This window comes from Paenibacillus sp. JCM 9796 (assembly GCF_055379675.1).
In genome coordinates, this window is sequence record NZ_AP043723.1 from 1381903 (window position 1) to 1407372 (window position 25470).

A 25470-nucleotide genomic window follows, 5' to 3' on the forward strand; every position below is an offset into this window, starting at 1 on the left:
TAGAACGCTTCCTTCCCCACGGCAAATCGGAAAACAGAAAAAGGGACAGCTCAACTGCCCCAAGTATCCGGAACTTACGCAATCGTTGATCGGCCATCCGTCGAATGGCGAGCCCCGCTTCGTTCAGAACATCAGTGCAACGGCATCGCTGCCCTTCATCCCCGGCGTAATCCCCAGCTCCTCAGCCTTATACGTGACCGATTCGAGCGGCGATTCGAGCAGTTCCTCAATCGTGCGAACGCCCGTCGCCCGCCCTGCAATGATGCCCCGCTCCTTCAGCTTCCGGTTCAGCAAGTCGACGTCGAGCGCACCGCACATGATATATCCCTTGTCGGTCGTGACGGCCAACAGGGTCGTTAACGGCAGCTTTACCTCGATCGCGAGTGCGGTGCGGCCGCCTACCTCAACCGGTTCCATTCGCATCATGATCAAGCACCCCTCCTCAAGATCAATATGCTATCACTATATGATGCAGACGCCCCCTCGGTGCATGATTCTCACACGCGGTGTGAGCCTTGTCCATAGATCTACAGCCTTACGTCAAAACATGGTATAGTAGTACAGATGAAAGCAATTGGGAGGTACGGCCAATATGGATGACCCACAAAAGCCGAGACGGAAATTTTTATTCAAAGTGGATATCCTCATTGAGGAAGAAACCAACGGGCTGGCCTTGGAGACGCTGCTGCATCTGTTGAATTCCGATAAAGTCGAAGACTATCAAGTGAAAGAGGGCGTAGAGTTAGGAAAAAAGATCGAGTACGCCCTGAAGGAAGCGATCTCGAAGCGGCATGTGAAGCCGTTCCCGGCGGCTTCACATCTAAAGGTGCCGCCGGAGAATACGGAAGCGCCGCAAACGCCGGGCGCAAAGGGGGCGCGCCGGGCGGAATCGGATCCCCACCGTTCCATCTGGGAGGAGATGAAGAAGTGTCAGGAGAACAATTCGCTCCTGCGCTTGTCCATTGTCAAAGAGAAAGGCGTAAAGCTCAGCATGCCTTGCCGCATTATCAACATCGACCCGCCTAGCGGCAACTTATCCGTTTACCACGTCGACGAGAAAAAGGTGTACTTGCTCCAAATCAATGAGATCGACGACTTCGAAATCAGCTAACTGATACGGAAGAACAAAGACGGCAGCCGGTTTCGGCTGCCGTCTTCGCTTACATGCGTTCTTTCATCAACAATTCCGCGGCCTCGACGCTGAGCGGCGGACTGAAGTAGTAGCCTTGGATTTCATCGCACCGGTTATGATACAGAAATTGAAGCTGTTCTTCGGTTTCGACGCCTTCGGCGATTACTTTCAGCTTCATATGTCTCGTCATCGCAATGATGGAAGCGACGATCGCCGCATCGTTCGGATCGGTCATAATATCGCGAACGAACGATTGATCGATCTTCAGCTTATCGATTGGAAATTTCTTCAGATAGGAAAGCGAGCTGTATCCCGTCCCAAAATCGTCGATGCTGATGGTCACGCCTAGGTTCTTCAGCTCGTGCAGCTGATCGATCGAATATTCCACGTCCATCGTGCTGCTCTCCGTAATTTCCAGCTCCAGCTGAGCCGCATCGAGGCCTGTCAGTTCCAGTACCTCCGCCACTTTGCCGGTCAGGTTGTGCTGCAAAAATTGCCGCGTGGACAAATTGACGGACACCGGCGGCGGGCTGTAGCCTTGCTCCTGCCAATGTTTATTTTGCCGGCACGCTTCTTTCAATACCCACTCGCCGATCGGCACAATCAAACCGCTTTCTTCCGCGAACGGAATGAAGTGGCCCGGGGAAACGATTCCGCGTTCCGGATGCGCCCACCTGACGAGCGCTTCGAAGCCGACGATGCGTTGCGAGGCGATGTCCATTTGCGGCTGGTAATACAGCACCAGCTCGTCTTTAGCGATGGCGCGCCGAAGTTCCTGCTCCATGGTCAGCTTCTCCAGCGATGCGGATTTCATCTGACTGTTAAACAGCTGATAGTTATTGCGGCCTTTCTCCTTGGCCCGGGTGAGCGCCATATCGGCGCATTTCATCACCTCTTCGACGCTTCGCTCGTCCTCGGAGACGAGCGTGATCCCGATGCTGGCCGTGATGTTGACCTGATACTGCTCCAGCATGAACGGCTCCTCCAATACGCCGGTCAACGAATCCGCGATGACACTCACCTGCTCAATTTCGTTACCCGGCGCCAGCCCGTTAAAGAACAAAGCGAACTCGTCGCCTTCCGTCCGGGCCATAAAATCGTTCTCCGACAAGCAGCGGGTAAACCGCTCCGCCACCTGAAGGAGCAGCATGTCTCCGTAATCGTGGCCGAAGCCGTCATTAACCATTTTGAACCGGTCGATATCGGTGAAAAAAACAGCGAGCCGGTTATGGCTTATTGTAATGGCAGCCATCGCCGATTCCAGCTGCTGCACGAACAGGCGCCGGTTCGGCAGCCCGGTCATATCATCGTAGTAAGCCATATGGCGAATTTGTTCTTCCGAGCGTCTGGCAGCCGTCATGTCGGTGCTGATGACGAGGATGCCTTTCACACCCGCTCCGCTTTTAATCGGCACGGCCGTCGTATCGAGATCGACGCGGTACCCTTCTTTATGAATGACAGCCGACTTGAACGACCTCGGCGTGCCTTTCAGCACTTCCGCGAAAAGCGTTGCCGCTGTTTTGATCCGGTCGGACGCCAGGAATTCGGCAATCGATCGACCCTTCAATTCGTCTTCGCGGTAGCCCAGCATTTGCTCGGCCGACGGGTTTAAACGAACGACGCAGCCCTGTCCGTCCAGAATGGCGATGCCGCTGGGGTTATGGGCGTATAACGCCCCCAAAACTTCAAGCTGCTCTTGGGCCTCCTGGACGGCCTGTAACGGCCCGGGCGTTTGACCTGCGCTCAAATGCCCCGCAGCGGGGGCAGCCGACATGCGCCAGAAACCGAGCGCAGAGAAGAGGGTTACGCCGCTGAACAACCATACGATGGGGGGAGGAAGGAACACGGAGGCAAGGAAACTCATCCCGGCAAAGCCCAAAACCACTATGAAGTAACGACCGTACTGATGCCGATAAATTGCATTCCCCGCTTCGTTTGTCCTACTCATGGACGTCCCCCTTTATACGCATGCGTCGTTATACCCATGACGACCTGCGCCGATATAGGTCTTTAGAGAACATTTCTACGACAATCACCGGTTTTCCTGCCCATCAGACAAAAAATAACAAGTTTTGTGGCGTTATACATAAAAAAATCGGCGAATTCGCCGAAAAAATAGGTTAAATGTTCGATTTTTTTCGATAGACCGCCGCGGCCAGCATTCCCCAGCCCAGCAAAAAAGCTACGCCCCCGATCGGCGTAATCGCCCCTAGCGTTCTAATTCCCGTTAAGCTCAATACGTATAAGCTCCCCGAAAATATAACAATGCCCGCAAACATGAACCAGCCTGCCCACCGAAGCTGACGGCTGTCAGGAATCGCAGCAAACGCCAAGCCGACCGCGATAAGACCGAGCGCGTGCATCATTTGATACTGCACTCCGGTTTGGTAGTTTGCCAGCATGTCCGCCGTCAGCACTTTCTTCAACGCATGGGCGCCGAACGCTCCAAAGGCCACAGACAAGAAGGCGCAGATCGCCCCAAGCCCTACAAACGTTCTGTTCATCGTTGTTCACCTCCGCTTCTTCCTTATCATAGAACATATTGCCCGAAGTGCCAAATGAACCTTTTATGAAAAAATCCCGCCCGGCGCCTTATGGAGAGCGGCGGCGGGCGGGAGCGCATGTGCGGAGTGAAAGCAAGGTTACATGAGGCCGATGTCGTGTTGACCGATGATTAAGGTGACGGGCTCAAGAAACGCACGCGTAGATGCCGGCTGTTGGATCAAGTCGATCTCAATGTCGACCACCTTGAACCGTTGACGCTTGCCTTCCCTTTTGTCATACACCACTTCAAACTGCTTCAATCCCAATTGGTAAGAAACGACCGAGGAACCGATGGCGAGCGCAGGGATCTCAAATTCCCCGTGTTCAAACAATACTTCGGCCATTATTTCCTCGTTCATATCCACGATAGTAACCGTCTGGCAAATGGTAAACTTCATAAGTCGTCCTCCTCCGGCCGGGCCTTCGCAATCGGATCTTTCAAGCCCTACTGGAAATAGTACGACATCATGCGCCAAAACTCCTGCTGGCGCTGTCGAAAAAGAAGAGCCGTTGGACATTGGGACCACGTACAATCTGTGTAAATTTTTTATTCCCCAAACCCGCACCCCCGTGGCAAAAGCCTTATCCGCTTCATACAATGCTACAACCAAGCCTTGGGAGATGAATGTCATGAGCAAAAACAACAAATCGAAAAAAAAGACGCCCGTATCGTCCGTCGACAAAAATCAATTTAATATGAAGGTCGTGCTGTCCGACGTTTGCGCCCGCTGCCGCAAATGCGAACGAGGTCTTCGTTATTTGGAGAAAATGTCGCAGCCCGGCGCCGTCGGCAAAGGCGTTCCCTGCATACTGACCAAGGGCAAATCGTACGTGTGAGCCAAGCCGGAACCCCAATAGCCGGGCAGCCTGCCGGTGTTTCTTATCCCTCCGCCCGGCCTCCTGCCGCAGACGGTTTCGCGAGCGGCATCCACATGTAAAACAACGCGATAACAGCCAGCAAACAGGCGCTGGTGACGACCGTCACCGTCTCGTTATACAAGCTGGCCAACCAGCCGCCGATGAGCGGCCCGATCATGACGCCAAGACCCTCGATGCTCGACAGCACGCCCCAGCCCATTCCCTTCTGATCGGGTGGGACGAAATAGGACATGAGCGCATTCCAGGCAGGCAGTACGGCGGCGTAGGAGCCGCCCAGAAGCGCAGCCAGCAGCATGGCGGCATAGAGATTCGAGGCAAACAACAGTCCGGCCATCCCTACCGCCAACGCGCTGAAGCCCAGCACGAGAAAACGCTTCTGACCGTAGCGGTCAGACCATCGGCCCATCGGTATCAGGCACAACGTCGTCACAACGCCCCCGGTTATGAGCACAAGCGAGTAGTGGGAGTAGCTGAGACCCAGGTGCTGATGGGCGAAGGTCGGCAGGATCGGCACGAGCAGGCCGGCCGCAGCCGTCTGCAGCACCATGCCGGGTACGAGCGGCTTCATGGCAACGAGCTTGAGATGAAGCTGCGCCATTTGCTCCTTGAACGTAAAGCTCGGTATCGGCTTGATTTGAATGTTCCAGCCGATCGCGACCGCCCAACCGGCAGCGAAGATCGCGGCGAGCAGCCAGAAGGTCAACCCGTAACCGTTGTCGATGACGAAGTTGACCGCGACCGGGCCAAGCCCGAGGCTTGCCAGCCATACCGTATAAATCGTACCCATCTGCGAGCCACGGTTGTCTTCTTCAATCGAGCTTAGGCAGATGAGCCAGATCGGGGACACGCCCAGCCCCATCAGCGCCGAGCCCAGGATCAGCATCCACGGCTGATCGCTGACGAACGAGAGCCACAGCCCGGTGAATGCGAGGCACAACGACACGTGCAGGACCACCCGCGGCGAAAGCCGATCGAGCAAATAACCGGCGACGCATTTGACCGCCGTATCGGCCACGTAATGAACCGAGACGGCGAGCCCGACCGTCGCGACGGAAAGGCCGAGACGGTCGGCCGCGTAAGCAGGCAGGAAAGAAATAATGAAAGCGCTCCGTACCACTTCGATAAAAAACAACACCAGGGCCAAGCGAATAAAGGAAGCGGACTGCAAAACCGCTTGTAATGATCTCATGACGTCCCCCATCTAGCGAAACTTACGCGCTTGAGCCTTGTCTCGTTCTCTCTATCACCATCAACCTATGGAACACGTCTTCGACGATCCGGTTGGCGGCATAGCCGGCCTGCAGCGAGCGTGCGCGGTTTTTCATCGCATTCGCCATCTTTTCGTCGGTCAAGATCGCCTTCGCCTGACGGGTTAACTCCGATATTTCGTTCGCGATCAAAGCCACGCCCTGATCGGAAAGGTAACTCGCGTTTTCTTTTTCTTGCCCCGGAAACGGTTTAAAGATGATGATCGGGACGTTGATATGAATCGCTTCCGACAATGTGATGCCGCCGGCCTTCGTCACGATGCAGGAAGAGCGGCTCATCAGCTTGTGAATATCGTCCACGAAGCCGTATAAGCGCACCCGCGGGTCCGCCGCGAAGCTGGCCTGCAATTCGTTCTTCAGCTTATCGTTCTTGCCGCAAACGACGTGAATGCGCACCCCGGCCGCGCTTAACAGCTGCCCGGTTATTTTCTTCAGATCGCGCAGTACGCCATAGGCTCCCGCCATGATCAGCACGGAGGGCTCCGACTCGCCATCTTCCCGCGGCCGGGACGTCTCATAGAACGGCTCGCGAATCGGAATGCCGCTGACGGTAATGATGTCGCCCGGAATGCCGCGCTCGATCATCTCCCGGCGCAGATCCTCCGTCGCTACGTAAAACCGGTCCGGAATCGAGTACAACCAGCGGTTGTGCAAGACGAAATCGGTTAAAATCGTGAACGTCAGAATCGACATGCCGCGGCGCTTCAACTGGTCGGATATGCCGCCGAACGGAAATGTGCTGACGATGACGTCCGGTTTTTCCTGTAAGATCACCTTCATCAGCTTCTGAATGCCAAGAACGTTCAAGCATTTGGCCAGCATGCTGTCCTGCTTCAGATTCTTCGTCAAATAGTAGCTCCATCCGTAATAATCGAGGCCGATGGCGGATAAAGCGCCGCTGTTGATATACAGAAACTTCGTGATCGTGTTCATGAGCGGGTGCGCTGCCTCGAACAAGTCGATCAGTTTGACGCTCTGGAAGCCGTTCTGCTCGAACTTATGCTTGAGCACGTTGGACACTTGGATGTGTCCGTCGCCGTAGCTGGCTGTCAGAATCAAAAGCTTGCGATATTTATGCATCTCAGGATACACCTTTCTGCCCTAGAGCGATGTAGCGGTTCATGAGTTCTTTGCTGGAAATCGCAACAATCTTCGGTACGAGCAAGTCCGATTTCGTCTTTAATCGGTCTTTGCCCTGAGGGTGTACAATGTATAACAGGAGGCGCAAATATACTCGGGTCAAGGAAGAAAAAATGCCTTTCGGCAAGTCGAGAACCGTAAAACCGAGCTTTCGGGTTCCCCGGTGGATGATGCTGATCCCGTATAGCCCTTTAACGTCCTTATAGTCGGGGTCGGTCTGCAGCAGCCGAATGATTTGCGGCATTAACAACTCCGTTCGCCGCACGAGTTGGATGGCAAGATGAACGGTGCTGGTGGCGCTCGATCCGAGCTGATACAACAAATGATTATCCAAGTGCAGCTCCGCAATGCGGTCGCCCTGCTCGATCCGTTCGCCATCGGGCAAATGGATCGTTTGCTTGCCCCGGTACTCGGTGACGCGCAGCTGCAGCAGCGTATTATCGTGATCGACGGGCTTCACCCGCATAAGCTTCACAAAACCGCGTTCCCAGCACATCCATAGCGCGACGACGATTCGCTTCGCGAAGCCGGCGACCGCTCCGCTTTGCGCCATCTGATCGACGTTGACATAACGGTAGTGGCGCGAGGTAAGCTCAACGATCACTTCTTCCAGCGCCTCCAGCATATAGAGCGGCGCATCCCGATCGGCGCCGAACGTCTCTCCGCTGTCATGCAGCAGCACGACGGAGCCGCCCTTGATCCGCTCGAGCAGTACAGATTTCATTCGTGTTGAGCCGATACGACTTCGCCAGTCTTGGACCATCACCGACCAGAGCACGATTTTAAATTTCCGGAGCAGCCAATAGTCGAACAAGTTCATAATGCCCCAAGGCGGGCGGTAATGCGTCGGTCTTACTCCTGTAATCGATTCCAAGATATCCGCAGAACGCTTCACCTGACGACGCTGCACTGTCCATGGCGGGAGCAGCCAATTGGATAGATGCTCGTAATTGTGAATGCCAATCAAATGTCCTTCCTGGTGCATTCTACGGATCAGCTCCGGATGCTTCCGGGCTTTGGATCCCAGGACGAAGAAGGTCGCCTGCACCTGATGCTTACGGAGCAGATCCAGCAGCTGCGGGGTATACGTTGGATCCGGACCGTCGTCGAATGTAAAGGCCACTTCCTTCTCGCCGGTCCCTTTGCGAAACACACCGATGCCCATCACCCGGGTCATGATCCAGGGCAGAATCATGTACAAGGCGGTAAAAACCATCAAGCCCACTATCAGCTTTTTCTCCATGCAGTAACCCTCCTGTGAACAGCCCAGCCGTTGCACAGGAATAACGCATCTCCTCAAGCATTCGCATAGACTGCTTGCCGGCTTTCCTGCCAAACGGGAACGTGGTAATTCTGGGTTGCGAGAATCGAATGGAGCGCATTGATCGCACCTTCCTTCATGGTACATAGCTTTGCCATTTTTTTCAACGCCAATAAGGAGGATTTATCCATAATTAGATGAGAAAGGAAAGCTGACAATTGTTCGGCATCCTTGGCCTGCACCGCCGCCCCCATCTTGACGAGATACGAGGCGTTATCCTGCTCTTGTCCCGGGATCGGCTTATAGAGCAGCATCGGCAGCTCCATGGCCAGCGCTTCGGACACCGTAAGGCCGCCCGGCTTCGTTACAATCAGATCGGACACGGCCATCAGCTCGTGCACATGATCGACGAATCCGGTGACCAGGACCTGACCGCCGGCGCCGCGAAGGTCCTCCTCCAACTGCTGACGCAGCTTCTCGTTGCGGCCGCATACGATGATGAAACGTGCGGAAGGCCGCTGACCTTGGGGCCTGGCCGCCAGCATGGAGACGAGTTCTTTGCCGATAAAGCCGTGGCCTCCCCCCATGACGAGCACGGTCGGGATCGAATCGTCGAATCCGTAACGTTCCATTAACCGCGTACGGTTCCATGATTGGCAGAACGACAATCGAACCGGAATGCCGGTTACCGCAATGCGGGATTCCGGGATTCCATGCCGCAGCAGCGATGCCCGCACCTGTTCGGAGCCAACCAAGTACCGGTCGGTGCCGGGATGTATCCAGTAGCTGTGATCGGTAAAATCGGTCAGTACCGTCACGGTCGGCACGCCGGTCAAGCCGTGCATCTTCACCATGGACATCGCCGCCACAGCGGAAGGGAACGTACAAACCACCACCGTCGGCTGAACGTCCCGCAGCAGCTTCAGCATCCGCCGGACACTGAACGATTTCAGGCGCTTGAACCAGTTGGAAAGCGTATTTTCGTTGCGCGTTTTGCGATATAAGTAACCGTATACGGACGGCAAGCTTTTGACCCCTTGCAAATAACAAAATTTACCGACGCCGTGCAAGTACGGATGCGTCCATTCCAGGAAATCGACCGTTACGACCTCTACATCGGGACGTACCGCCCTTGCAGCTTCGAGGATCGCCCTGGCCGCCTGATTATGCCCGTCCCCCAAGGCGCCGGTTAGCATCAGTATTTTTTCCTTGCCTTCGCCTTTCATGAGCCATGCCCCTCTCCTATTCGATACGTAGCCATCTCCGGAGCTGTAAAATACTTCATTACTAAAATTACATGTTTATGACTTCGTGAAGTACGGACCCGCGAACAGTTTTTGACCTAGACCAAAGTCGGGTTTGACCGAGGACACGGTTCCCCTTGGGCTTCATGGAAAATCGTGCAGCGATCGCACAACCCGGTTGTTTTTAGGGTTATTGTCTTTTTAAGGTGGCAATTGGACCTGCGGCTGCATACAGTTAGGTAACGATATTAATTGGTGGGCGGGTGTTAGAAATGCCAGCTGTAGTCGGAACGAACTCTTGGTGCGAAAAGGAGCCTGCCGATGAAGCGAACTTCCTGCGTTCGACACATCACGGCGGAAACAATCATGGATAGCGCTGTATTTCAATGCGGGGATACCGGTCTTATTCGTGCGGATGTCCATCTGCTGTTAGCAAGCCGTCCAGCCGCTCCTCTTCCACATCGCGAAGACTTCATGGAAAATCCGGCATGGACAAGAAGCGCCCCACGGATCATGGCAGACGAGAGCGTCGCGCTGAATGTCCGTAACGGCGCTTCGGTTATTGCGGTGAACCGGGCTCGCGTGTTGAATCTGGCTGAGTCCTCTGTATTCCAGGTCGGATCGAACGTCCGCATCGAACTGGAAGCCTTCATGCGCAAGGTCCGGTTGACGCCCCAGCCGGACAAACAGTAATCGTGCCCCCCCTGATGCTTGCTCTTTCGGGGAGCGGGCTTTGATGACTTGAATTTGGATAAAATTTCCACTTCATACTATTTTACCATATCGTTTAGCGTTACAAGAACACATTCTTTGAACTGTCCAATCTGGAGCCGGATAACTTTCATAGAATGCAGTAGCTGGAGCGGAAGGAAGCATTGCAGACAGGACATCCAGCAGGAAGCCGTGCAGGTTATACGACGGGTAGTCGTAACGACAGACACAATTCCTTGTCCTGTTTATTTTGTGGTTTTGTTAACCGGAGGAAATCAGATCCAGTTCGAGTAAAGTGAGGTGAAAAGTATGAGTAACATAGGTTTTGGTGGTTTCACGTCGACTGGCGTCATCCTTGTTCTCTTTATCCTTTTGGTCATCGTTTCCGTTGCCATCGTCATCTAATCATCCATTCTTCATGTGAAAAGTCTTCTTTCCGGACAATCCGAAGGCGAAATGTTGAGGGAGCTCGTTCGAGCTCCTTTTCATCTGACCAAAAAGTGTACAAGTTGGCTGGTCAGGTGCAATAAGCAGAAGGAGGTATCTTATTCCCGTTATTATTTTATCTCCGACGTCAAAGATAACACGACAGCTAGAAATAATTGAAGGTGAAGGGGCTGGCGGATTGCACAGCTCCTTCTCGATTTTATTTGCAGCGGCATACAGCCTGCATACATGAACGATCTGCGGCTTGCAGCATGAGAATAGGGCTCAAAATTAGACGGATCCCCACTCACATATCCCCGTCCTGCTTGAATATATTTAGTAATAAGCACTTTTTTTAGTTTCACCAATCACGCTTGGACGAAGTAACGCCCACGCTTTCGATGCCGGTTTCCTAAGCTTACGAAATCGTTTTGCTACGCAAAACTTTGAGGAGGTGTCCCGCATGTCAGAACCTATGTTTACCGTATCCCGCGAGGATTGGTCGCTGCATCGTAAAGGCTACCAAGATCAGACGCGGCACCAGCAAAAAGTCCGCGATGCCATCAAGCAAAATTTGCCCGATCTCGTTACCGATGAAAGCATCGTCATGTCCGACGGCAAGCAAATCGTCAAGGTGCCCATCCGCAGTCTGGACGAATATCGTTTTCGTTACAATTACAACAAGAGTAAACATGTCGGCCAAGGGACAGGTGACAGCCAGGTCGGAGACGTTCTCGGCGTAGACCCGCAAGCCGCTCAAGGACCCGGCAAAGGAGAAGGCGCAGGCGACCAGCCCGGAGAAGACTACTACGATGCCGAAGTTCAGATGGAAGAACTGCAGACGATGCTGTTCGACGAGCTGGAGCTTCCGAACCTGGAGCAAAAAGAAAAGGAAAACGTCGTCAGCAAGGAAATTATTTTTAACGATGTACGCAAGAAAGGCATCATGTCCAATATCGATAAAAAGCGCACCATCCTGGAGAACTTGCGGCGAAATTCCCGCGATGGCTCCCCCGGGATTCATCGCATCAGTCCGGACGACCTGCGGTTTCGCACGTGGGAGGAAATTGTTACCCCGCAATCGAACGCTTTGATTCTTGCGATGATGGATACTTCCGGCAGTATGGGGTCCTTCGAAAAATATATCGCCCGCAGCTTTTTCTTCTGGATGACCCGCTTCCTGCGGACGAAATATGAGCATGTCGAAATCGTCTTTATCGCGCATCATACGGAGGCTAAGATCGTAACGGAGGAAGAATTTTTCACCAAAGGAGAAAGCGGCGGCACGATCTGCTCCTCAGCTTATCAGCTGGCAGTCGATTTGATTGATCGCGGCTTCCCGCCGGCCCGTTACAACATCTATCCGTTCCATTTCTCCGACGGCGATAATTTGACTTCCGATAACGAACGCTGCGTAAAGCTGATCACCGAGCTCGTCAAGCGATGCAATTTGTTCGGCTACGGCGAGGTCAACCAGTATAACCGCAGCAGTACGCTGATGTCGGCTTACCGGAACCTGCATGACCCGAAATTTGTTCATTATGTCATTCGCGAGAAGGGCGAAGTGTATAAAGCGCTGCGCACCTTCTTCCCGAAACGATTGGAGGGGAGCCTGGCGCAATGACTAGCGACGATATGAAGCAGCTGGAGTATGCCATTGCCGAAATTACCGAAATCGCCGACGGTTTCGGGCTTGACTATTACCCGATGCGGTATGAAATTTGTCCGGCGGACATCATCTACACGTTCGGCGCTTATGGAATGCCTACCCGCTTTAGTCACTGGAGCTTCGGCAAAACGTTTCATAAAATGAAGATGCAGTACGATTTCGGGCTCAGCAAAATTTACGAGCTCGTCATCAATTCCGATCCGTGTTACGCCTTCCTGCTTGACGGCAACTCGCTCATTCAGAACAAACTGATCGTTTCCCACGTACTCGCGCACTGCGACTTCTTCAAGAACAATTTCCGCTTCTCCAAAACGAACCGCAACATGGTCGAGAGCATGGCCGCAACGGCGGAGCGCATCCGGCAGTACGAGATCGAGGTCGGCAACGAGGAGGTCGAGCAGTTCATCGACGCCGTTCTGGCGATTCAGGAGCACGTCGATCCGTCGCTTACCAAGCCGTACCGCGGTATCGGCGCTGCCGAAGCGGATCGCGCTCCCGCCAAGGAGCGGAAAGAACGAACGTTCGGCTACGAGGATCTGTGGGATCTGGATAAACCGAAGAAGCCCCAGTCCAAGGCCGAGGAGGCTCCCTCGAAGTTCCCGGCCAAACCGGAGAAAGACTTGCTGCTGTTCATCGAGGAGTACTCCCCTTACCTCAAAGAATGGCAGCGCGATATTCTGACCATGCTGCGCGACGAGATGCTGTACTTCTGGCCGCAGCTGGAGACCAAGATCATGAATGAAGGCTGGGCATCTTACTGGCATCAACGCATTATGCGGGCGCTGGACTTAACGGACGCGGAAACGATCGAGTATTCCAAGCTGAACTCGTCGGTTGTCATCCCCTCGCGGCACAGCCTGAACCCGTACTACCTGGGCCTGAAAATATTCGAGGACATCGAGCGGCGGTGGGATCATCCGACCCAGGAAGAACGGGAACGGTTAGGCCGGGAGCCCGGTCGGGGACGGGATAAAATTTTCGAGGTGCGGGAATTCGATTCCGATCTTTCGTTCATTCGCAACTACATGACAAAGCAGCTTTGCGACGATCTGGACCTGTATGTGTTCGAGAAGAAGGGGCCGGAATGGAAAATTACCGATAAGTCGTGGGAAAACATCCGCGATCAGCTCGTCTACTCCCGGGTCAACGGCGGCTTCCCGTACATTGTCGTGCAGGACGGCGACTTCAACCGGACGGGCGAGCTGTACTTGCAGCACAACTATGAGGGCATAGAGCTCGATTTGAAATATGTCGAACGGACGCTCCCGTACATTCATCGGCTCTGGGGCAAACCGGTGCATCTCGAGACGACGATCGAGGAAAAGCCCGTGTTGTTCAGCTACGACGGGAAGAAGCATAACAGAAAATTTTTGTAAACCTGGAGCCGAAGGCGTCACTAGTCAAGACCCGAACATTATAAAAGCCCTGGGCAGCTTCAAGCCGGCTTCGGTATTCGGATGTTCCCCCCGTCAAGCAGACCGTTTTATAACTGAAAAATGCTCGAAGCAGCCTTGGTCCGGTATTCCACTGAACCAAGGCTGTTTCATGTTGCCTGAAACCTTTTCGTAACTTGAAAATACTACGGAGCTGCAGGCTGACCGCATTAATGATATTAATGGGTTTCATAGAAACAATCAATTTGTAAAATGACTTCATATTACATAATCTTAAAATAAATAACCAATAGCTAATAATGTTGTAGCTGTTCGAAAATATGGAATGATTCGTATGTTGAGAGAAGGTGATTCTGCTTGTAAGCGCTGTTTTGTAAGCGTTATCTAAATAAAGGTCTCATACACTAGCACGCATCTCATGGATCAAACGAGCCGCCCTGGAAATTAGTTCTACCTAAAATAGGAGGTTTGAAAAAATGAACAAAGAAGTGATATCTGCTATAAAGGTTTTATTTATTGCGTTTTTGGCTTATTTATTTTCTTATATGGACAGAATGGCATGGGCTCCAATTATACCACTAGCATCCAAAGACCTTGGTATAAATGCAGCTCAAGCCGGAAGCTTAATGACAGCTTTTTATCTCGGATATGTCATTACTCAGGTTCCAGGCGGGTATTTAACAGACAAATATGGATATCGTAAAATGTTACTCACTTCCTTTTTCATAACCGGTTTTTTCACCATTTTAACGTCGTTTGTTCATAGTTACGGCCTTGCCTTTATAGTTAGATTCATTGCGGGAATGGGTTCCGGAGCTATCTTTTCAGCTGGTATCGTGGCTATTACAGATTGGTTTACTGAAAAAAGACGCGGGGCTGCAATGGGCTTTTTCATGACTTCCACCTCCTTTGGTATTTCATTGGTCAATTTGTTTGTGCCCTCAGTCGCCCATGGATTTGGCTGGCGTACAGCCTTTTTAATAACCGGTTCGCTGCCTTTCATTGGCTTAATATTGGGATATTTTTTACTCAAGGAACGTACCCCCGTCCATCAAATTTCCAAAAAACAAAGTACAAGTTGGCATGATATTGTTTCCCTATTAAAAAATAAAAATATTATTTTAATGGGTATAGCAGGTTTAGGCGGACAGTGGGCTACTGTGGGAACAGCCACATGGGCAAATACGTATCTTATTAAATCATTGCATCTGTCTCTTGTAGAAGCCGGTGCCATTATGTCCCTCTTTGGAACCGCTGCTCTATTGTGTAAGCCCCTCACCGGATTCTTGTCAGACTATTTAGATCGTAAATCTTTAGCTGTTGGTATCCTTCTGTTGGCAGTTCCCGTATTATCGTGGTTTGGAGCTAATCAAAATATATCGATTTTATACTTCATAGCTCCAATGATGGGAATCTGTGTCTATGCCTTTTACCCTGTCTTACAAACCATCATTTATAATTTGGTAGACAGGAGACTTGTAGGGACGACATCAGGATTAGTGAATGGAATGTGGCAAATTGGTTCCTTAACAGCCCCATTAGCTGTAGGCGCTGTCATTGATGCTACACAAAATTATTTTTATTGTTTTTTGACGTTGGCTGCAGGCCCATTATTAGGTGCAATAGCTACAATCCTCATAAAAGTGGAGAAAAAAACAGTGGCGGATAAGGTCGATACCAAGGAAACGGCCCTTCTTGTAGAGGCTCAAAAAATTTCTTAATTCGTCTTAACATAAGAAAAGTTAAGCGAGTCACCTGCCGGTGACTCTTTTTGTCTTCCATCTTCCTGAAGTAAATAAAGGGGGGGCACTATGGCCCCCCCTATCCTGCAACAATTGACTGATTTGCACTCTTTTTTATATGTATTCTCTTGAATATTACCAGACTTGAGCTACTTGAGCTTGTTCCGCCGCCTCCCAAACGGGCAACACCGTAAAACCGTCTCTTTCGGCTTGTTCCCAGTATTCATCGCCGAGTCGAAGGCCAATAACGACATCGATTCCATGTTTTTTTAAAAAGCCTGCCCGCTGCCGTCCTTCATGTTCTTGATAACCGAGTATCGCAACGGTTCTCCCTCTATAACATTTCAAAATCAGTTCTTCGAATTCCTTATCATTCATCATGTGCTAACCCTCTTTCATTAAAATCATACGATTACTTCAGTCACGTCATTGTTCACACTTTGATTATATATATAACATTCCTAGCCTTTCAAATTAATGATTTTAATGTAAGCTATATAAAACATAAATAGTACAAAATGATATTATTAACGTTTTGTATGGGTAGGATAGAAACAATCAATTTGAAAACGCTCTCCTGTTGCGTGACAATGTGATTATCAAACATCAAACCCAGGAGGGAATTGAACATGTTATCTTTTCAAGACAACCAAACCTTAACAAAAACGAGTTCCGGAACACCTATGGGAGAGACGCTGAGAAGATACTGGATTCCTGCGCTTATGATCGAGGAGCTTCCTTATCCGGATTGTCCGCCTGTACGGGTCAAGCTGTTAGGCGAGGAATTAATCGCTTTCCGTGACACTACCGGGAAAATAGGTCTAGTTGACGAGTATTGTCCACATAGAAAAGTATCCCTGTTTTATGGCCGGAATGAAGAATGCGGCCTTCGATGCGCCTATCACGGATGGAAATTCGATACGGCCGGAAACTGTGTCGATTTGCCGTCCGAACCGCCGGAAAGCAATTTTAAACAGAATATCAAAATTAAATCGTACCCTTGTGAGGAACGCGGTGGTGTGATTTGGACATATATGGGGAAACCGGAGGATAAACCCGAGCTGCCTGAGCAGGAGTGGATGTTGGTTTCCGATAGTCAGCGGTATATTTCGAAAAAAATTCAACAATGCAATTACTTTCAGGCGTTGGAAGGTGGTATTGATTCCAGTCATGTATCCATCCTTCATTCGGGGTCGGTTGGCGGCTTGGGGGTTTCCAGCAAGAGTAAGAGTACGTCCTTATTATCTCAAGACGCTGCCCCGCGTTTTGAAGTCGTGGATACCGATTACGGGCTATTAATCGGGGCAAGGAGAACGGCGGACGATGATCATTTTTATTGGAGGATTACACAGTTTATTATGCCTTGGTACACGATGATTCCTCCTTTCGGCGGTGCTCCGCGCGGCGGGCATGCCTGGGTGCCCATTGATGATGAAAATTGTTGGGTGTGGAGCTGGAGTTGGACGCCGGGGCGTGATCTGACCGAACAGGAAATTGAACAGATGAAATCCGGTGCAGGCATTCACCCCCTGTTAATTCCAGGCACTTTCCTGACACAAGCCAATCCGGATAATCATTTCCTCATCGATCGGGATATGCAAAAGCGAGGCGAATCGTTTGCCGGCATTTTCGGTGTCGGCATGGAGGATCATGCCGTCCAAGTGAGTGCAGGACCTGTTGTGGATCGTTCACAAGAAAAATTGGGAACGAGCGACACTGCCATTATTAAAGCCCGCCGTTGCCTGCTAAACGCTGTGAAAAGTTTAGAAAACGGGGAACCGTTACCAGGATTGGATCCCGAAAGCCATAAGGTTCGTGCTGCGTCTGTACTGCTTCCCAAGGGGATTCCTTTTCATGAAGGGGCGAAGGACGCCTTACAGTTAGCTGAAAAAGATTTTGAGGCTGTTTAATCTAGAAATGCAGCACCGCCAAATCATAGTAAATATATGCGTTGTGAATTTATGGGAGGTGGAATGAATGAGCGAAAAAACATGGGCCGCAGTGGCGACCGATGTCAAACATACAGAAATTCAAGAATTAGACTTACCTCATGTGGAATCCGACAGCGGGATTCTAAAGGTAGAAATCGTCGGCGTTTGCGGAACGGATGTATCCTACTACAAGAGCCTAAAAGAGCCGATGATTTTAGGACATCATGTCATCGGCCATATCGATAAAATTGGCGATAAGGCTTCCAAACGGTGGGGAGTGAAAGCAGGAGACCGTGTGGCGATGGAGGAATACATTCCATGCGGGCAATGCGAATCGTGCCGTTCCGGTTATTACCGGTTATGTCCCGAGACCAACCCGGCATTAGGCGGTATTCGATATGGTGCTGCTCCGTTGAGCGCCAAACCAGCTCTCTATGGCGGATTCAGTCAATATATGTATCTGCATCCGCAGGCCGTCATCCACAAAATCCCTGACCATGTTGCGAGCGTTGAAGCAGCCCTGACCTTACCTTTATCTAACGGATTTGAGTGGATGAGAATCATCGGCGGTGTTGGACCTGGAGACGTGGTTGTTATACAAGGGCCTGGTCAACAGGGACTTGCTTGCGCTCTGGCAGCCAAGGCAGCCGGAGCCGAAATCGTCATTGTCACTGGAAGAAACAGCAGTCAAAAACGATTGGAACTCGCTCGTGAATTAGGTGCGGATTATACGATCAATGTCTCCACAGAGGATTTGGTCCAAAGAGTAAAAGAAATAACCGCTGGAAAAATGGCCGATTTGGTCATCGACGTAACCAGCGGAGGACAGGAACCGGCGGTTTCCTCTCTAAAGGTTGCCAAGACACGGGGGACTGTTTTATTGGGAGCGTTGAAACATCAGCTTTTCAATGAATTCGATCTGGATATCATTTACAATAAAACGTTGACCGTAAAAGGAGTTCGTGGACATAGTCATAAATCCGTCCAAATGGCAGTGGAGTTTATCTCTTCTGGAAAATTTCCTCTTCGTATCATGAATTCCCATAATTATAAATTATCCGATACGGATTTAGCTTTAAGAACGGCCGGAGGAGAAGGAGAACCATCTCCGTTGTTAGTTACTGTTTCTCCGTGGTTGTAAGCTATGGAATAAGACCAGGGTATGGTTACGTTTCGGATCATAAAGATTAGCTTCTTTGCTTTCTGCCAAAGAAGCTTTTCTATTTCCGCTATGATAAACTCAGGAGTGCAGGGGTTGGTTGATACAAACTGCAAGAAAGGGAAGCGTATGAAAACAGAGCACTTATCCTTTTACATGAAATCTATTGTTTTTACACTGGCCGTCATGCTATTTATCGCGGATCAGTTGATCGCGTGGAAGGATTTACGGATTATACTGGCTCTTGTGTCGATGTTGTCGATCGTTATTTCACTTTCCTCTTGCAAACTTTCGAGCAAACTCATCTCAATAACGTTCTTGGCCGCAGGGACCTCGATGGTTTGGAATAAAGGAATTGATGTTCTTTCTTATGTGAAGCTTCACGGCGATATGCTCTATTTGCTTTCTCTGTTTGCGATTGTTCCTTTATTGTCTATACCTATCCAGGTCGCAGGATACGGAGAGGCTTTTAAACGGTTATTTGATGGAAAAATTAAATCCGTTTCTCAATTGTATCGGGCAATCACAACGTTATCCTATTTTCTTGGATCTTTCTTGAACATGGCTACTATTCCAATCGTCCACTCCAGCGTGAAATCGGTTGTGGATGCTTGGCCAATTGAAAATCGCAAACGTTTTTTAGCCTGTTGCATTATTCAAGGCTATTCTTTGCCTATTATATGGACTCCTTTTTCCGGAATTGTGGGAGTTGTTCTTCATGTGACCCAAGTTCGTTGGGCACATATTTTCCCTTTGCTTTTTGTGATCAGTTTAGTTGCGTTGGTTTTAAATTGGATCATTTTCAGTGTGATCGAAGGCAACAGACAACTGCAGGTTACCCATGATACCCATGAGGAAACGGCCGCTGCTCTATCACCTGCAGCCGTTGAGGAACACTCTTCCGTTCGTCGTATGTTACTTGAAATCACGGCTGCGATTGTCATTCTCCTATTTTTGGTGGTATACATCGATAGCATTTCGTCATTAGGCTTAGTGGTCGTCGTTACCTTGTTGACCTTTCCCTTTGCCGGGATTTGGTGCCTGCTCCGCCAAAAGGGCCCTGAGTTCTGGTATAAAGCCAAACATCACTTTAAGCATAAAATGCCTGATATGAGCGAGTCGTTCGCTGTTTTTTTAAGCGCCGGGTTCTTTGCGGAGGCACTTCGCTTTTCAGGAAACGACCGTTTGGTTAATCAACTATTTATCGAATTGCATGATTTAATTGGTATTCATTTTTTTGTATTTCTTCTCCCGCTTTTTATTTTATTTTTATCTTTTGTTGGTATGCATCCGATTGTCGTTATCAACTTATTAGCTCAGTCGATGACAGCAGACGTTCTGGGAATTTCAACCGACCAGATAGCGGTTGCCTTACTTGGCGGTGCCGTTATGACATTTTTTATGGGGCCTTTTAGCGGTACGCTCGGTTTAATGTCCTCCATGATTCAGTTAAGCCCGCTGCGTATCGCTAGTTGGAGTATAGTCTATGTTCTCGCATTTTCTCTCATTTTAACAAGTGCCATTATATGGCTTTAGAATCCCCTTTTGTTTAATACTTAGAAAATAAATTTTTTGACGTTTCAATGATGGTATCTTTCATTTTCTGGTCTACCGATGAATGGAAGAGTAAGTAAATGGGTGTGGGGGGAAGCGATTTGCGAAGATTAAGTTTTACAATAGTACCGTTATTCAGCTCTTCCCGAACGATAACTTCCTGTAAAAATGCAATTCCCATACCTTTTCGAACCATCATCTTTAACCATCCGATGTTACTGATCTCGACTTCCTTATAATCTTTTAGTTGGTTTTTTTCCAGAAACTGCTCTACCATTTGCGTTGCATAAAATTCACGATTGTATACGATAATACGTTGATTGCTTAAATCGGACGGAACAACCTTTTCCAATTGTGTCAAAGGGTGATCAGGTGCGCAAACGAGAATATTTTGTTCGTTGGCAATTTTGATCATACAGATGTCAGAATAGTTTTCTTCTACCTGAATGTAACCAAATCCAACATCGGCTTCATCACAACGAATATCTTTGACGACAAGATCTGTTGGATTGATTTTAACGGGAAATTCAAAGTTTGGATAACATTCATATAAAACTTTTAGTACTTCCGGCATGATTTCTACCCCCATATGATTGGGGCAGGATATTCGCAGTTTCTTCCTCTGCACAGGTATTTCTTGCAGTTCTTCATACGCTTTTTCGATCAGCTTGAAACTTTCGTTTAAATAGGGGAAAATTTTTTCCCCGGCTTGCGTCAACTCCACCCTTCTCCCGTTGATCCGTTGAAACAACGGGGTATTCAGTTGTTGTTCGAGCTGTTGGATCCGAACACTGATGGTGGGTTGGCTAATATATAAAGCATCTGCGGCTGCAGAAAAACTCCCTTTTTCAACAATTTTTAAAAACGCCTCAATGTTCTTTAGCTGCATAGTTGTTCTTCCTTCCGTATATCTTTTAAGCGCTTACCCGTTTCTACAGCTGTCCGCTTTCTATACAACCCGCAGTATCGGTCACTGCCGCAATTGGGTGCTGCATACTTCTCGTACTCGGTATAAAACTATCGTACCTATAGCTGTGACCCTCTGTCAATCGTTAAGGTCGTTACCGGGGAAAAGGTTCTTACAAAATGATATCATTAACTAACCGGAGGATAAACCCGAGCTGCCCGGGCAGGAGTGCCCCGCGTTTTGAAGTCGTGGATACCGATTACGGGCTATTAATCGGGGCAAGGAGAACGGCGGACGATGATCATTTTTATTTCCTGATCGATCGGGATATGCAAAAGCGAGGCGAATTGGGGGCCTTCCCAGTCCGTCGAATGGAGGCACGAGCGTTCAACCCAAAAAAGGATCCGCCGGCGGATCCTTTTTGGAATTATTCGCTTTATGGATCGCATCAACCGATTTGATAGATGCGGGCCTCGTGCGGACGAAGCGTCACCACGGAAAGCGGCTCTTCTTCCTTAACGTCGTCGCCATAGTTGGCAAGTATCAATTGCCGGCTCCGCATTTCATAGCCCGCAGGCCAGGCAAAGGAATGCGGACGATCGGAATGATTGAGCATCACGAGCCATGTGATGTCCTCTAAGCGGCGAGTATAGACATAAAGGTGTTCATCATGCGGCGTAAGATCCTCATATTCGCCGTAAACCATCACTTCATGATGTTTTCTTAACGAGATTAATTTCTGGTAGTAGGCATAGATCGAATGAGGATCATTAACATCGCGTCGGGCATTGATTTCTTTATAATTCGGATTCACTTTAATCCAAGGCGTGCCTTTCGTAAACCCTGCGTGCTCACTGTCATCCCATTGCATCGGAGTCCGTGAATTATCCCGGCTTAACGCTTTCAAGCTTTGAAGCACCTCTGCGGGATCCCTGCCCTTGCCTACTTCCTCCGCATACTTATTTTTCATCGCAATATCGTCGTAATCCTCGATCGAAGGGAACTCTACGCCGGTCATGCCTATCTCTTCCCCTTGATAAATGTAAGGGATGCCGGGCAGCGTATGGAGCATCGTGGCGAGCAGCTTCGCCGATTCCACGCGGTACTGGCCATCATTTCCGTAGCGCGTCACTTGGCGGGTATGATCGTGATTGTTCAGAAATTGGGAATTCCAGCCTCTTCCCCAGAGACCTTCGTACCAGCGACGTTGAATGCTCTTAAAGCGCAGCATGTCCCAATCCGGCATTTCGTCGCAAACCTCGAAGTGAAACAAGGTATGCAGTTCGTGCCGGTCTTCGGCTACATACTTCAATCCTTCCTCAGGTCCTACGAAAGCGGCTTCTCCCACCGTTAAAATATCGTAGTCCTTAAACACCCGGGCATTCATTTCTTGCAGAAACGTATGCAAGCCCGGATTATTGGTCAAATACCGGATATCTTGCGGATTCTCCGCATCGGGGAAGTCTTTGGGTTTCGCCAACAGCGCAATGGCGTCCAACCGGAAGCCATCTATACCCTTGTCCAGCCAATATCTCATCATCTTATAGATTTCTTCGCGCAGCTCGGCGTTCTCCCAATTCAGATCCGGCTGCTCCACCGCAAACGAATGAAAGTAGTACTGGCCGGTTAATTCATCCCATTCCCAGGTCGACGGAGAAAAGTAAGACCGCCAGTTGTTAGGCGCCTTCCCGTTCTTGCCGTCCCTCCATATATACCAATCCCTCTTCGGGTTATGCGTCGAGGACCTGGATTCCAGGAACCACGGATGCTGATCGGAAGTATGGTTAACGACTAAGTCCATGATGAGCTTCATGCCTCTTCGGTGAACTTCTTCGAGAAGTTTCTCCCAAGCTTCCATGGTGCCGGCTTTTTCCATAATGATATTGTAGTCGGAGATATCGTATCCGTTATCTTTATCCGGCGATCCATAAACAGGATTTAACCAGATGACATCGACGCCCAGCTGTTGGATGTAGTCCAATTTATGAATGACGCCTTCCAGATCTCCATACCCGTCCCCATCCGAATCATAGAAGCTTCGCCAGTAAACTTGATAGACGACGGACTCTTTCCACCATGCTTTTTTCATCATTTTTCTCCTTTTGCAGGCATTCATTTGGCAGGAACTGCATGTTTATATTGTCCATTATAAAGAACTGTCCATTCATTTTAGAGAACTAAAATTATACTCTTTGGTGTAATTTATTGACGTTAGTGCGGCTTTTCGCTTCCCCCTACGGAAAGGCGTTATGGCAGGAGTGCCATTGTCTCCATTCGGATGTATCGCGATCCGGGCCGGTAAGGGATTTTAACCCGTGCAAGTCGATAATGATGAAATGCTTATTTTGCATACGGATCAAGCCGCCGTCCTGAAATTCATGCAGCGCCCGCGTAGCACTTTCACGACCGATGCCGATCATATCGGCAAAGTGTTGTTGGGTGATCTTCCAATTAATCATGTATCCTTCTTCCGTTTCAACGCCAAAATTCGTATATAAATCAAGAAGAAGATTCGCCACTCGAACACGGGCGTCCAGAAAGGCAAGGTACTCGATTTTTCTGTTCGCTTGGCGAAGGCGCTCACTGATCACATAGAACAATCTGCGCATGATTTGCGGAAAAGCATAGATGATCTCCTCGAGCTGAGGCTTTTTTATCATCCATAACGTCGTTTTTTCTATGGTTGCGGCTGAAGCAAGCCGGCGATTGTCGTGATGAAGCACCTCAAGTTCGCCAAGGGTTTCGCCTGGAAATTGGTGTGCGAGAATAATCTGCTTGTATTCATGCTCCTGGTAAATTTTTAACGCGCCTGATTTGATGATATACATCTCGTGACCTTCATCGCCTTGAAAAAAAACAACCTGCTCGCTCGCATAATTTCGTTCCGTAAACCTGGACAGCACAAAAGACTCGTCCCGGATATCGATATCTTTAAATATAGGCAAATCAAGAACAGATGAGAACAAGATGCGCCCCCCTTGCTGCAACGATCCGTAACATTTATGTAATAGGCCGAGAGAAGGGCTCGGTTACCCGTCATTATAGCATTAATCCTATGTTGTTTGTGAATGTTTAATGGCGTGAAGCATATTTTATAAAAATGAGCATGATTTAAAATCTAGGAACCATCATGATGCAAGCATTCATTAGGAGAGCTGTTTATGACAAGCGACTTATATTTCTATTGCTTTCTCTGCCATAAAATCGAGCCGGTTCAAAACGCTAAAAAAATTTTTAAAACGGGCTTTAACCAAATAGACGATCATCGATATCCTGTAGGCTACTGCCAAAAGCATATGTCCTCTTCAAACATAAACAGCGGAACTGCGAGATGTTAGTCGTGCCGATCCGGATTTGCAGCCGGACTAGCAGCGCATCATCATCTCATAGTTCCGCTATTGTGCATCCAGCATCTGAAATCAAGCCAAGCCCTGCCTGCGGTTCGCCGCCGTTCGTCCGCTGCAGCACCTTTTTCGCCCCGGGAATTGCTCTAAGCAAGGAGCTGAAGCCGCCGCAAACCGGCAGCACGAGAACATCGCAAAATCGATGCAGCCCTTCTCCTTGGGAAACACCGCGAACATCCCGAGGAACATCACGCCCGCCCAAGCAAAAAGAAGTACACCCCCCGCTTCGTCGAGCCGATACCGCAATTGGCGGATGAGCGGCGAGTCGCCGCGACGGCGAGCACCAACAAATCCCGGATGTATTTCATGCGGGCAATATCCACTTCTCCACCGCATACGCGATGCCATCTTCGTGCAGCGGCTTCGTGACGAAGCGAGCCCGCTCCTTCAGTTCCTCGCAGGCGTTGCCCATCGCGATGCCCATGCCGACGGATGCGATCATTTCCAAATCGTTCAGGCCGTCGCCGAAGGCGGCCGTTTCTTCGGGGGCGATCGCCAGATGATCCATCAGCATCCGCAGGCCGATCGCTTTGTTCATGCCGCTCGGATTCAGATCGACCGCCCACGTCCGCCAGCGATGAACGTAAAAGCCGTCACGCTCCGCTCCCGTATAGAAAGACTCCTCTTCTTCCCCGCAGAAGATAATGCTCTGGTAAATTTCCGGCAGCTCGCCGCTCGCCGAATCGATTAACGTCGGCTCCATGAAGCCGATCTCCTGCTGCGCGCGCCGGAACAACGGGGCGTTCTCCCGGTTCGTATACAAACCGTTTGCCCCGTACAACAACAGCGTATGGTTTAACCGCTCCGCCTCCGTCAGCCACCCTTCCACCGTCGTCCGCGCGAACGGGGTACCGGACAACGTCTTCCCCCGATGCCCGACATGACTGCCGTTACAGGTGATCGCCCAATCGATGCCGAGCTCCTCGCGGAGCGATGCCATCTCATATTCGCTCCTTCCCGTGCATAAAGCGAGGGCGATCCCTCTTTCCTTCAACTGCTTCAGCGCCGTCCGCGTCGATTCGGGCAATTGGTCCCGATCCCGCAGCGTGCCGTCTACATCGAATGCAACTAATCGGATCATCGCTTGCGTCCACTCCACTCTCTT

General features: G+C 50.1%; 24 protein-coding genes. 10 read left to right on the forward strand and 14 right to left on the reverse strand.

Annotation, left to right across the window (positions count from 1 at the left end):
• Nucleotides 1-123 precede the first annotated feature (123 nt).
• Entirely contained in the window at nt 124-426 is a 303-nt protein-coding gene (locus ACZ439_RS06820; protein ID WP_054797535.1) for a YunC family protein, read from the reverse strand.
• A 166-nt stretch (nt 427-592) separates the two neighbouring features.
• Between ACZ439_RS06820 and ACZ439_RS06825 the strand changes: the two genes are divergently transcribed.
• On the forward strand, nt 593-1111 hold the full coding sequence (locus tag ACZ439_RS06825) for a hypothetical protein (RefSeq protein WP_127609938.1): 519 nt from the start codon (nt 593-595) through the stop codon (nt 1109-1111).
• Between the two features lie 49 nt (nt 1112-1160).
• On the opposite strand, the gene ACZ439_RS06830 is transcribed toward ACZ439_RS06825, so the two are convergent.
• The 3 genes from ACZ439_RS06830 to ACZ439_RS06840 form a co-directional block, all read right to left on the reverse strand.
• Nucleotides 1161-3080, reverse strand: coding sequence for a putative bifunctional diguanylate cyclase/phosphodiesterase (locus ACZ439_RS06830; RefSeq protein WP_127609940.1), 1920 nt, complete (start codon nt 3078-3080; stop codon nt 1161-1163).
• A 172-nt stretch (nt 3081-3252) separates the two neighbouring features.
• Entirely contained in the window at nt 3253-3636 is a 384-nt protein-coding gene (locus ACZ439_RS06835; protein ID WP_141335139.1) for a DUF423 domain-containing protein, read from the reverse strand.
• Nucleotides 3637-3774: 138 nt separating this feature from the next.
• On the reverse strand, nt 3775-4074 hold the full coding sequence (locus tag ACZ439_RS06840) for a hypothetical protein (protein ID WP_054797538.1): 300 nt from the start codon (nt 4072-4074) through the stop codon (nt 3775-3777).
• Nucleotides 4075-4306: 232 nt separating this feature from the next.
• Here ACZ439_RS06840 and ACZ439_RS06845 point away from each other — a divergent pair, with 232 nt between their 5' ends.
• Nucleotides 4307-4513, forward strand: coding sequence for a hypothetical protein (locus ACZ439_RS06845; protein WP_372814215.1), 207 nt, complete (start codon nt 4307-4309; stop codon nt 4511-4513).
• A gap of 43 nt (nt 4514-4556) precedes the next feature.
• Here ACZ439_RS06845 and ACZ439_RS06850 read toward each other — a convergent pair whose 3' ends face one another.
• From ACZ439_RS06850 to ACZ439_RS06865, 4 genes are read right to left on the reverse strand one after another with little or no spacing between them, the layout of a single operon-like run.
• Entirely contained in the window at nt 4557-5744 is a 1188-nt protein-coding gene (locus ACZ439_RS06850; protein ID WP_464620793.1) for an MFS transporter, read from the reverse strand.
• A 22-nt stretch (nt 5745-5766) separates the two neighbouring features.
• Nucleotides 5767-6903 carry an MGDG synthase family glycosyltransferase gene (locus ACZ439_RS06855; RefSeq protein ID WP_054797540.1) on the reverse strand — a complete coding sequence of 379 codons (1137 nt, stop codon included), beginning with the start codon at nt 6901-6903 and terminating at the stop codon, nt 5767-5769.
• 1 nt (nt 6904) lies between these two features.
• Nucleotides 6905-8206, reverse strand: a complete 1302-nt coding sequence (locus ACZ439_RS06860; RefSeq protein WP_464620794.1) for a polysaccharide deacetylase family protein — start codon at nt 8204-8206, stop codon at nt 6905-6907.
• A 53-nt stretch (nt 8207-8259) separates the two neighbouring features.
• A complete protein-coding gene (locus ACZ439_RS06865) occupies nt 8260-9450 on the reverse strand; it encodes an MGDG synthase family glycosyltransferase (RefSeq protein WP_464620795.1) in 1191 nt (396 codons plus the stop codon).
• A gap of 384 nt (nt 9451-9834) precedes the next feature.
• Between ACZ439_RS06865 and ACZ439_RS06870 the strand changes: the two genes are divergently transcribed.
• The 5 genes from ACZ439_RS06870 (at nt 9835) to ACZ439_RS06890 (ending at nt 15389) form a co-directional block, all read left to right on the forward strand.
• A complete protein-coding gene (locus ACZ439_RS06870) occupies nt 9835-10161 on the forward strand; it encodes a spore germination protein GerPE (RefSeq protein ID WP_054799991.1) in 327 nt (108 codons plus the stop codon).
• Nucleotides 10162-10488: 327 nt separating this feature from the next.
• Nucleotides 10489-10584, forward strand: a complete 96-nt coding sequence (locus ACZ439_RS06875; RefSeq protein ID WP_127609952.1) for a dihydroorotate dehydrogenase — start codon at nt 10489-10491, stop codon at nt 10582-10584.
• Between the two features lie 484 nt (nt 10585-11068).
• A complete protein-coding gene (yhbH, locus tag ACZ439_RS06880; protein WP_127609954.1) occupies nt 11069-12229 on the forward strand; it encodes a sporulation protein YhbH in 1161 nt (386 codons plus the stop codon).
• Nucleotides 12226-13650 (forward strand): SpoVR family protein, encoded by a 1425-nt coding sequence (locus ACZ439_RS06885; protein ID WP_054797542.1) that lies wholly within the window; start codon nt 12226-12228, stop codon nt 13648-13650. Before yhbH ends, ACZ439_RS06885 begins: the two co-directional genes overlap by 4 nt.
• Nucleotides 13651-14144: 494 nt before the next feature.
• Nucleotides 14145-15389 carry an MFS transporter gene (locus ACZ439_RS06890; RefSeq protein ID WP_464620796.1) on the forward strand — a complete coding sequence of 415 codons (1245 nt, stop codon included), beginning with the start codon at nt 14145-14147 and terminating at the stop codon, nt 15387-15389.
• Nucleotides 15390-15545: 156 nt separating this feature from the next.
• On the opposite strand, the gene ACZ439_RS06895 is transcribed toward ACZ439_RS06890, so the two are convergent.
• On the reverse strand, nt 15546-15791 hold the full coding sequence (locus ACZ439_RS06895; RefSeq protein ID WP_127609958.1) for a hypothetical protein: 246 nt from the start codon (nt 15789-15791) through the stop codon (nt 15546-15548).
• A 248-nt stretch (nt 15792-16039) separates the two neighbouring features.
• Here ACZ439_RS06895 and ACZ439_RS06900 point away from each other — a divergent pair, with 248 nt between their 5' ends.
• The 3 genes from ACZ439_RS06900 (at nt 16040) to ACZ439_RS06910 (ending at nt 20036) form a co-directional block, all read left to right on the forward strand.
• The gene (locus ACZ439_RS06900; protein WP_127609960.1) at nt 16040-17320 is read left to right on the forward strand and encodes a Rieske 2Fe-2S domain-containing protein; all 1281 of its coding nucleotides are present in this window, start codon (nt 16040-16042) and stop codon (nt 17318-17320) included.
• Nucleotides 17321-17387: 67 nt separating this feature from the next.
• Entirely contained in the window at nt 17388-18482 is a 1095-nt protein-coding gene (locus ACZ439_RS06905; RefSeq protein WP_127609962.1) for a zinc-dependent alcohol dehydrogenase, read from the forward strand.
• Nucleotides 18483-18596: 114 nt separating this feature from the next.
• Nucleotides 18597-20036, forward strand: coding sequence for a hypothetical protein (locus ACZ439_RS06910; RefSeq protein ID WP_155614489.1), 1440 nt, complete (start codon nt 18597-18599; stop codon nt 20034-20036).
• Nucleotides 20037-20049: 13 nt separating this feature from the next.
• Here the strand turns inward: ACZ439_RS06910 and ACZ439_RS06915 are convergent, their stop codons facing one another.
• The 5 genes from ACZ439_RS06915 to ACZ439_RS06935 all read right to left on the reverse strand — a co-directional run bounded on the left by ACZ439_RS06915 (nt 20050) and on the right by ACZ439_RS06935 (nt 25446).
• A complete protein-coding gene (locus ACZ439_RS06915) occupies nt 20050-20943 on the reverse strand; it encodes a LysR family transcriptional regulator (RefSeq protein WP_464620797.1) in 894 nt (297 codons plus the stop codon).
• A 466-nt stretch (nt 20944-21409) separates the two neighbouring features.
• Complete coding sequence (locus tag ACZ439_RS06920; RefSeq protein ID WP_054797547.1) at nt 21410-23050, reverse strand: glycoside hydrolase family 13 protein; 1641 nt, start codon at nt 23048-23050, stop codon at nt 21410-21412.
• A 145-nt stretch (nt 23051-23195) separates the two neighbouring features.
• Nucleotides 23196-23927 (reverse strand): Crp/Fnr family transcriptional regulator, encoded by a 732-nt coding sequence (locus ACZ439_RS06925; RefSeq protein WP_464620798.1) that lies wholly within the window; start codon nt 23925-23927, stop codon nt 23196-23198.
• Between the two features lie 453 nt (nt 23928-24380).
• Entirely contained in the window at nt 24381-24701 is a 321-nt protein-coding gene (locus tag ACZ439_RS06930; RefSeq protein ID WP_141335160.1) for a hypothetical protein, read from the reverse strand.
• Nucleotides 24670-25446 (reverse strand): Cof-type HAD-IIB family hydrolase, encoded by a 777-nt coding sequence (locus ACZ439_RS06935; protein ID WP_054797551.1) that lies wholly within the window; start codon nt 25444-25446, stop codon nt 24670-24672. The genes ACZ439_RS06930 and ACZ439_RS06935 overlap by 32 nt, the downstream gene beginning before the upstream one ends.
• Nucleotides 25447-25470 lie beyond the last annotated feature (24 nt).

What these genes read in the sequence shown, in the direction of transcription:
- ACZ439_RS06915 (WP_464620797.1), bottom strand. Translation starts at nt 20,943, where the DNA reads ATGCAGCTAAAGAACATTGAGGCGTTTTTAAAAATTGTTGAAAAAGGG.
- ACZ439_RS06905 (WP_127609962.1), top strand. Translation starts at nt 17,388, where the DNA reads ATGAGCGAAAAAACATGGGCCGCAGTGGCGACCGATGTCAAACATACA.
- ACZ439_RS06870 (WP_054799991.1), top strand. Translation starts at nt 9,835, where the DNA reads ATGGATAGCGCTGTATTTCAATGCGGGGATACCGGTCTTATTCGTGCG.
- ACZ439_RS06850 (WP_464620793.1), bottom strand. Translation starts at nt 5,744, where the DNA reads ATGAGATCATTACAAGCGGTTTTGCAGTCCGCTTCCTTTATTCGCTTG.
- ACZ439_RS06835 (WP_141335139.1), bottom strand. Translation starts at nt 3,636, where the DNA reads ATGAACAGAACGTTTGTAGGGCTTGGGGCGATCTGCGCCTTCTTGTCT.
- ACZ439_RS06860 (WP_464620794.1), bottom strand. Translation starts at nt 8,206, where the DNA reads ATGGAGAAAAAGCTGATAGTGGGCTTGATGGTTTTTACCGCCTTGTAC.
- ACZ439_RS06895 (WP_127609958.1), bottom strand. Translation starts at nt 15,791, where the DNA reads ATGATGAATGATAAGGAATTCGAAGAACTGATTTTGAAATGTTATAGA.
- ACZ439_RS06840 (WP_054797538.1), bottom strand. Translation starts at nt 4,074, where the DNA reads ATGAAGTTTACCATTTGCCAGACGGTTACTATCGTGGATATGAACGAG.
- ACZ439_RS06885 (WP_054797542.1), top strand. Translation starts at nt 12,226, where the DNA reads ATGACTAGCGACGATATGAAGCAGCTGGAGTATGCCATTGCCGAAATT.
- ACZ439_RS06875 (WP_127609952.1), top strand. Translation starts at nt 10,489, where the DNA reads ATGAGTAACATAGGTTTTGGTGGTTTCACGTCGACTGGCGTCATCCTT.
- ACZ439_RS06845 (WP_372814215.1), top strand. Translation starts at nt 4,307, where the DNA reads ATGAGCAAAAACAACAAATCGAAAAAAAAGACGCCCGTATCGTCCGTC.
- yhbH (WP_127609954.1), top strand. Translation starts at nt 11,069, where the DNA reads ATGTCAGAACCTATGTTTACCGTATCCCGCGAGGATTGGTCGCTGCAT.
- ACZ439_RS06900 (WP_127609960.1), top strand. Translation starts at nt 16,040, where the DNA reads ATGTTATCTTTTCAAGACAACCAAACCTTAACAAAAACGAGTTCCGGA.
- ACZ439_RS06920 (WP_054797547.1), bottom strand. Translation starts at nt 23,050, where the DNA reads ATGAAAAAAGCATGGTGGAAAGAGTCCGTCGTCTATCAAGTTTACTGG.
- ACZ439_RS06825 (WP_127609938.1), top strand. Translation starts at nt 593, where the DNA reads ATGGATGACCCACAAAAGCCGAGACGGAAATTTTTATTCAAAGTGGAT.
- ACZ439_RS06830 (WP_127609940.1), bottom strand. Translation starts at nt 3,080, where the DNA reads ATGAGTAGGACAAACGAAGCGGGGAATGCAATTTATCGGCATCAGTAC.
- ACZ439_RS06890 (WP_464620796.1), top strand. Translation starts at nt 14,145, where the DNA reads ATGAACAAAGAAGTGATATCTGCTATAAAGGTTTTATTTATTGCGTTT.
- ACZ439_RS06820 (WP_054797535.1), bottom strand. Translation starts at nt 426, where the DNA reads ATGATGCGAATGGAACCGGTTGAGGTAGGCGGCCGCACCGCACTCGCG.
- ACZ439_RS06855 (WP_054797540.1), bottom strand. Translation starts at nt 6,903, where the DNA reads ATGCATAAATATCGCAAGCTTTTGATTCTGACAGCCAGCTACGGCGAC.
- ACZ439_RS06930 (WP_141335160.1), bottom strand. Translation starts at nt 24,701, where the DNA reads ATGCGGTGGAGAAGTGGATATTGCCCGCATGAAATACATCCGGGATTT.
- ACZ439_RS06865 (WP_464620795.1), bottom strand. Translation starts at nt 9,450, where the DNA reads ATGAAAGGCGAAGGCAAGGAAAAAATACTGATGCTAACCGGCGCCTTG.
- ACZ439_RS06935 (WP_054797551.1), bottom strand. Translation starts at nt 25,446, where the DNA reads ATGATCCGATTAGTTGCATTCGATGTAGACGGCACGCTGCGGGATCGG.